Source organism: Enterobacter cloacae complex sp. BZL2005, from assembly GCF_049238885.1.
Lineage (GTDB): Bacteria > Pseudomonadota > Gammaproteobacteria > Enterobacterales > Enterobacteriaceae > Enterobacter > Enterobacter roggenkampii.
Window position 1 is genome coordinate 334,083 of sequence record NZ_JBMKGI010000003.1, and the last position, 6,000, is coordinate 340,082.

General features: G+C 59.4%; 4 protein-coding genes. All 4 read left to right on the plus strand.

The window, feature by feature from the left end:
* Positions 1 to 307: 307 nt before the first annotated feature.
* The 4 genes from ACOTXI_RS08945 to ACOTXI_RS08960 all read left to right on the plus strand — a co-directional run bounded on the left by ACOTXI_RS08945 (position 308) and on the right by ACOTXI_RS08960 (position 5,919).
* A complete protein-coding gene (locus tag ACOTXI_RS08945; RefSeq protein WP_044596393.1) occupies positions 308 to 1,627 on the plus strand; it encodes an MFS transporter in 1,320 nt (439 codons plus the stop codon).
* Positions 1,628 to 1,785: 158 nt separating this feature from the next.
* Positions 1,786 to 3,438 (plus strand): MFS transporter, encoded by a 1,653-nt coding sequence (locus ACOTXI_RS08950; RefSeq protein WP_058653747.1) that lies wholly within the window; start codon positions 1,786 to 1,788, stop codon positions 3,436 to 3,438.
* Between the two features lie 22 nt (positions 3,439 to 3,460).
* Positions 3,461 to 4,543: an HlyD family secretion protein gene (locus ACOTXI_RS08955; RefSeq protein ID WP_058653748.1), complete on the plus strand. Its 1,083-nt coding sequence runs from the start codon at positions 3,461 to 3,463 to the stop codon at positions 4,541 to 4,543.
* Positions 4,540 to 5,919, plus strand: a complete 1,380-nt coding sequence (locus tag ACOTXI_RS08960; RefSeq protein ID WP_058653749.1) for an efflux transporter outer membrane subunit — start codon at positions 4,540 to 4,542, stop codon at positions 5,917 to 5,919. Before ACOTXI_RS08955 ends, ACOTXI_RS08960 begins: the two co-directional genes overlap by 4 nt.
* The last annotated feature ends 81 nt before the right edge of the window (positions 5,920 to 6,000 follow it).

A 6,000-nucleotide genomic window follows, 5' to 3' on the forward strand; every position in this document is an offset into this window, starting at 1 on the left:
GAAGCGCCGAATTTATCATTTTTCTGAAATAACCAGAAACATCCAAAAATCATCGGGTTGCACCTGCCTATTATGCTTTTGATTTCCAGCTCTACAAAACATTGTATTGTGCAGGCGTCATGAAAAAGCACCCAACGCTGCTTATTTCGCCGTGATCTGACCAGTTTTATCCCCCCTGCGCTTGCCAAAGACAACATCCAACCCTAAGTTGCTTAACAATTTCACAACCTTTTTTATCATCACAGGTTGCACCTGAAGCGCGCCAGGTGACACCTCTCTCATCATCAACGTGGCGGGGTTTCAGGTCATGACAGAACATGAAAGTACGACGACGGTGTTACGTAAAAATAAAAAGGTGTTAATCGCCAGCCTTACCGGGAGCGCCATTGAATGGTTTGACTATTTTCTCTACGGTACGGCGGCCGCGCTGGTCTTCAATAAGATCTTTTTCCCGATGGTCGATCCGGTGATCGGACTCATCCTCTCTTATCTCTCTTTCTCATTAACCTTCTTTATTCGCCCCATCGGCGGGGTACTTTTCGCCCACATCGGCGACCGCATCGGACGTAAAAAAACCCTCGTGCTGACCCTCTCTTTGATGGGAGGTGCAACCGTTATGATTGGCCTGCTGCCCACGTATGAGATGATTGGCCTCTGGGCGCCTGCGCTGCTGATCCTGATGCGCATCATTCAGGGGATGGGCATCGGCGGTGAATGGGGCGGCGCGCTGCTGCTGGCCTATGAATACGCGCCAGAAAAACGTAAAGGCTTCTTCGGCAGTATTCCACAGGCGGGCGTCACCATCGGCATGCTGATGGCAACCTTTATCGTGTCGCTGATGACCCTGTTTAGCGAGGAGGATTTTCTCTCCTGGGGCTGGCGCATCCCGTTCCTGCTGAGCTCGGTGCTGGTGTTGCTCGGCCTGTGGATCCGCAAAGATATTGACGAAACGCCCGATTTTCAGCGAGTCAAAGCGTCCGGTCAGGTGGCTAAGGCTCCCCTGCGCGATACGCTGAAACATCACTGGCGTGAAGTGTTGATTGCCGCCGGTTTGAAGGTGGTTGAAACCGCGCCGTTCTACATCTTCTCGACCTTCGTGGTGAGCTATGCCACCAGCACGCTGACGTATCAGAAATCGCAGGCGCTGGAAGCCGTGACGCTGGGAGCCCTGGTGGCGACCATTATGATCCCGCTAATGGGGCTGCTCTCCGATAAGGTAGGCCGTCAGCGCATGTACGCAATCAGCGTCTTCGTGCTGGGCCTGTTTATCGTACCGTGGTTTATGCTGCTCAATACCGGCACCACGTGGGGTATCGTGCTCGCGACGGTCATCGCCTTTGGCGTGTTGTGGGCCCCTGTCACGGCGGTACTCGGCACGCTGTGCTCTGAAATCTTTAGCGCAAACGTGCGCTACACCGGCATTACGCTCGGCTATCAGCTGGGTGCCGCGCTGGCTGGCGGTACCGCGCCGCTGATTGCCACCGGCCTGCTGGCAAAATACGACGGCGACTGGGTGCCGGTGGCCTGGTATCTTGCCGTCACGGTGACCATTTCTTTAATCGCGATTTTCTGCGCCAGCCGCGTTAAGCGCGCCACTCTCATCCAGGCGCAGCCCGAACGTCTCTGACCCTTCCCGGCCCGTCCTGCGGGCCGCTCTTTTTCCTTAAATTTCCCTTCACCATTTGATTAACATGCGTAAATCATATTCACTTGAATTATCATTTGCGGGAGTCGTAGAATCGCTATCCCGCTAATTATTCAATCATTTCTAAGGTAAACGACGTTATGCGCCTGCCCGAACGCGACCCTTATGCTCCTCGCGAGTGGCAGCCACATGAGAAACCCGCCCTGCTGGGTTCGCCCTCCACGCCCGAACACAGCACGCCAAAACGCATTGCCTATGGCGTCGTGGGCCTGCTGGTCTGCCTGACGGGTGCGCTGGGCAATGCGGTGGTGACCGCCAACCTGCAAAATTTGCAGGGGACCTTCGGCGCCTGGTCAACCGAAATCGCCTGGCTGCCCGCGGTTTATGTGATGACCAACATCTCCATCAACCTGCTGCTGGTTAAATTTCGCCAGCAGTATGGCCTGCGCGCCTTTACGGAAGGTTTTCTGGTGCTGTACGTGCTGGTCACCTTTTTCCACCTGTTCGTTAACGATCTCAGCTCGGCGCTGATGGTGCGCGCCGCGCACGGCATGGTGGCCGCCGCGCTCAGCTCGCTGGGGATTTACTATCAGATCCAGGCCTGGCCTGCGAAGCACCGCCTGAAGGCGCTGACCATCGGCATCACCGGTTCATCACTCGCCATCCCGCTGGCGCGCCTGTTTTCAACCGAGCTGCTGCAGCTGGACGAGTGGCGCGGGCTTTATTTCTTCGAGCTGGGACTGGCGCTGATCTCCCTGGCCTGCGTCATCGCCTTAAAACTGCCGCCGGGTGACCGGCGCAAGGTCTTTGAGAAGAAGGACTTTATCACCTTCTTTTTACTGGCCCCCGGGATGGCCCTGCTCTGTGCCGTCCTCTCTCTGGGCCGCCTTGACTGGTGGTTCGAAGCGCCGTGGATCGGCTGGTCGCTGGCGCTATCGCTGGTGCTGATTGTCGCAGCCATCGTCTTTGAACATAACCGCAGCAACCCGCTGCTGAACACCCGCTGGCTGTCGAGCGGCAGCATCGTCCGCCTGGGGCTGATTATGCTGCTGATCCGTATCGTGCTGGCAGAGCAGAACACCGGCGTCATCGGCTGGCTGCAGTACGTGGGCTTACAGAACGAGCAGATGACGCACCTTGCGTGGTCCATTTTCGCCGGGATCGTCTGCGGGATTGTCACCAGCTGTCGCACCATCAAGCCGACGAAACTGGCGTGGCCAATCATCACGTCTCTGGCGCTGATGATTGTTGCCTCGCTGCTGGACAGCCAGTCCAACAACCTGACCCGTCCGGATCAGCTGATGGTAAGCCAGTTCCTGCTGGGCTTCGGCAGCGCCTTCTTCCTGGCGCCCGCTATGCTGGCCGCCATTGGCGGGGTGATCGCCGACCCGCGTAACCTGGTCAGCTTCTCGGTGATGTTTGGCATGAGCCAGAACCTGGGCGGCCTGCTGGGCTCCGCGATCCTCGGCACCTTCCAGACCTGGCGCGAGAAATACCACTCCAGCCTGCTGGCGGACCAGCTCACCACGCTCAACCCGCTGGTCAACGAGCGAATTCAGCTTTATACCCAAATGTACAAAAGCCTGATTGGCGACAGCGCGCTGCTGGGAACCCAGGCGATAACGCAGCTGCAAACGGTCACCGCGCTGGAGGCGAATATTCTGGCTTATAACGATACTTATCTGCTGACGGCGAGCATCGCTGCCGCCACGCTGGTCTGGATTTTATGGCGCTTGCTGCGCCTGCGCATCACTGCCCGTCTGGCGCTGAAGAACGCCACCGGCAACAAATAATTGAAAGAGTTCTGGAGAGTTTATGAGTCAGCAGGATGCCGCCAAAGAGCAGGCCAACACCCGCAAAAATGTGCGCATTGTTTCCGTTTTCACCGCCGCCGCCATCGGTATTGTCGGCGTGCTGGTGATCCTTTATGCGTGGCAACTGCCGCCGTTCACCCGTCACGCGCAGTTTACCGATAACGCCTACGTGCGCGGCCAGACGACGTTTATCAGCCCGCAGGTGAACGGCTATATCACCGAGGTGAAGGTTCAGGACTTTGTGCAGGTGAAAAAAGGCGACCTGCTGCTGCAGATCGATGACCGTATCTATCGTCAGCGGGTGCATCAGGCAGAGGCGCAGCTGGCGATGAAAATTGCCGCCCTGAATAACAACCTGCAGCAGCGTAAAAGCGCCGAAGCAACGATCGCCAAAAATGACGCCGCGCTGAAAAATGCCCGCGCCCAGAGCCTGAAAAGCCAGGCGGATTTAAAACGGGTGAAAGAGCTGACGGCGGACGGCTCGCTTTCCATTCGCGAGCGCGACGCCGCGCTGGCCAGTGCCGCCCAGGGCAGCGCCGACATCGACCAGGCGAAAGCCGCCCTTGAGATGTCGCGTCAGGATCTGCAGACGGTGATTGTCAATCGCGGTGCGCTGGAAGCGGATGTTGAAAACGCCAAAGCAGCGCTGGAGCTGGCGCAGATTGACCTGCAAAACACCCGCATTGTGGCGCCGGGTGACGGCCAGCTCGGCCAGATCGCCGTGCGTCTCGGGGCCTACGTGACCGCCGGAACCCATCTCACCACCCTGGTGCCGCCGCAGCACTGGGTCATCGCCAACATTAAAGAGACCCAGCTCGCGGAGCTGCGCGTCGGCCAGCCGGTGAAGTTCACCGTTGATGCCCTGAACAACAAGGCGTATCAGGGCCGCGTGGAGAGCATCTCCCCGGCGACCGGCGTGGAGTTCAGCGCCATCACGCCGGATAACGCCACCGGGAACTTTGTCAAAATTGCCCAGCGTATTCCGGTGCGTATTGAGGTGCTCGGTAAGCCAGAGGACGCCGCGCTGCTGCGTCCGGGTATGTCGGTGCAGGTAACCATTGATACGCGGGAGGCGAAGCAATGATCCTTCGCCCGATAGCCGCGCTGGTGGCGGCGGTCATGCTGGCCGGATGCCAGTCCGTTGACGTCAAACCGGCGCAGCCGACGCTGCACATCCCCACCCAGTGGCGCACCGTCTCCGGCCCTGCCAGCCCGGCGGAGCAGCTCTGGTGGCGTAATTTCCATGACAACCACCTGAACCGCTATGTGGATCAGGCGCTACAGCACAACAGCGACGTGCTGATCGCCCGCGAACGGATAAACGAGTATCAGGCGCGGGTCTATGCGGCCGACGGCAGCCTGTTTCCCTCCCTCGACGCGGGCGTAACCGGGACGCGCGCCCGTTCACAATCCGCGGCGACCGGGCTGCCGGTTTACGGCACAGTGTACAAAGGGAGCCTGACGGCAAGCTATGACGTGGATATCTGGGGCGTCAACCGCAGCACCTCTCGCGCTGCCGAAGCCTCGCTGGCGGCGCAAAAAGCCGCCGCCGCGGCCGCGGATTTGACCGTCGCCTCGTCTGTGGCATCCGGGTATGTCACCCTGCTCTCGCTTGACGAGCAGCTGCGGGTGACCCAGTCCACGCTGAAATCGCGCGAAGAGGCGTTTAACCTTGCGAAGCGTCAGTTTGAGACGGGCTACAGCTCGCGCCTGGAGCTGATGCAGTCGGATTCCGAACTTCGCTCAACGCGGGCACAGGTGCCCGTGCTGCAGCACCAGATTGCACAGCAGGAGAATGCCCTCAGCCTGCTGCTGGGAAGCAACCCGGGCGACGTGGCGCGCAGTGAAAGCTTTGCAGCACTAACGCCGCTGACGCTGCCGTCGCAGCTGCCTTCTACGCTGCTGAACCGCAGGCCGGATATCGTCCAGGCCGAACGCCAGCTGGTGGCGGCGGATGCCTCGCTCGCGGCCTCGCGCGCCAGCCTGCTGCCGTCGATCAACCTGACCGCGACAGGATCGGTTCAGGATCGCACCCTTTCCGGCCTGCTGGACAACCCGCTTCAGCTCTGGAGCGTCGGAGGCAGTATTCTCGCCCCGCTGCTGAACCGCCAGGCGCTGAATGCGCAGGTGGATATTTCTCAGTCCCAGCGTAACCAGGCGCTGTACGCCTATGAAAAAACCGTGCGTAACGCATTTGCCGAAGTGAACAACAGCCTTGATGCGATAAGTCGCTATCAGGAACAGCTGACGGAGCTGCTTGCCCAGCAGGATGTGGCCCAGGAGACGCTGCGCATTGCGCAGAATCGCTATCGCAACGGCTACTCCTCCTATCTGGACGTGCTGGACGCGCAGCGCACGCTGTTCTCGGTCCAGACCAGCGTCGTGCAGGTGAAAAACAACCTGCTGCTGGCGCAGATTGATTTGTACAGAGCGCTGGGCGGCGGCTGGGTCAGTGCCTGAAAACCTGCCCGGTGGCGCTTCGCTTACCGGGCCTACATTTCGCCCCGTAGGCCGGGTAAGCGAAGCGCCACCCGGCGTTTA